General features: G+C 66.3%; 3 protein-coding genes. All 3 read left to right on the forward strand.

What is annotated here, in order from left to right; all coding sequences use genetic code 11:
- Positions 1 to 270, forward strand: a 270-nt coding sequence (locus MOV75_RS39015; RefSeq protein ID WP_247008171.1) for a LysR substrate-binding domain-containing protein, incomplete at its 5' end; no start/stop codon positions are given.
- Positions 271 to 381: 111 nt separating this feature from the next.
- Positions 382 to 606: a hypothetical protein gene (locus tag MOV75_RS39020; protein ID WP_028134417.1), complete on the forward strand. Its 225-nt coding sequence runs from the start codon at positions 382 to 384 to the stop codon at positions 604 to 606.
- A 56-nt stretch (positions 607 to 662) separates the two neighbouring features.
- On the forward strand, positions 663 to 893 hold the full coding sequence (locus MOV75_RS39025) for a hypothetical protein (protein WP_246932823.1): 231 nt from the start codon (positions 663 to 665) through the stop codon (positions 891 to 893).
- Positions 894 to 1,165 lie beyond the last annotated feature (272 nt).

Raw genomic sequence — 1,165 nt, forward strand, 5'->3', positions numbered from 1 at the left:
TTCTACGGCCAAGCGCTGCAGGCCGCGGCCGACGGGCTCGGCATCGCGATGGGCATCCGGCCCTATATCGACGACGACCTCGCCGCCGGCCGGCTGGTCGCGCCATTCGACCTCTCGGTACCCAAGGGCATGCGCTGGTACCTGCTCTATCGCAGCTTCCAGACCGAGCAGCGCGACTTTGCCGCGTTCCGCCGCTGGATCATGCGCGCGGCGGCGGAACCCACGGCTCGCCCGGTGAAGCGGATCGGCCGTGCCGCCGCTCGGAACTGACGCCCGAAGCAAAAAAGCCGGCCGCTTGTGAACGGCTTCACATCCCAAATGACGCAATCGTGGTCCCCTGACCCTCCAACAAGACACGTACGGAACACTTTGGGGACTACCATGACGACCCTCTACGACGGCTTTGACATCGAATCCTTCGAGGCTGGCAAAGGCCTCTGGCACGCCCGCATCCGCCGCGCCGATCTCAGCCCCCTCGCCATCGATGGCGTCCTGTTTCCGGCCATGGAAGTCGGTTTCGCCTGGCCCGATCAGAACGCCGCGATCGCCGACGCCAAGCACCACATCGACCGCTTCCGCCGGCGGACCGACAGCGACGACGAATAGGCGAGCAGGACGCAAGCGAACCAGGGACGGCGCAGCGCAAGAGGGGGCAACCGGTCATGTCAGTCATCGAAACCGAAGACACCTCGGGGCTGAGGATCTACAGCCGCGCCGTGCTCTCCAACTGCCCGGAATGCGACGGCGATCTCACGGTGCTCCGCGTGATCGGCGGGCGCGCCGGATGCGAGTACTGGACCATGCGCTGCACCGATTGCGGCGGCATCCACCTCGACATCCTGAAGCCGAATGTCACGGCGGAGGATGACGAGGGGCCGTTGCCGGCGGTGTAGGCCTCGAGGCTGCTGCCAACCTGCTGTCAGCAGGCTGCATGACGCCGGGCATTCGCCCTTTATTGCGGGGCGGACTCGTCCCATATTCGCCCCATGGCGAAGAAACCTGCATCCTCCGAAAAATCCGGCAAATCCCCCAGGACCAAGGCCCCGAACTCGAAAGCGCATCGCCCCGATGTGCAGCCGATCGGGCCGGCGCTGGCCGAGCTGCTCAATCCCGCGATCAATCGCGGCGATGCCGGGCTGGGATCCGGCACCGGCCTGCAGCCGCC

The organism is Bradyrhizobium sp. PRIMUS42 (assembly GCF_023006515.1).
Classification (GTDB): Bacteria; Pseudomonadota; Alphaproteobacteria; order Rhizobiales; family Xanthobacteraceae; genus Bradyrhizobium.

Bases quoted from the DNA above. Each gene is read 5' to 3' on its own strand.
- MOV75_RS39025 (WP_246932823.1), top strand. From the start codon at position 663: ATGTCAGTCATCGAAACCGAAGACACCTCGGGGCTGAGGATCTACAGC.
- MOV75_RS39020 (WP_028134417.1), top strand. From the start codon at position 382: ATGACGACCCTCTACGACGGCTTTGACATCGAATCCTTCGAGGCTGGC.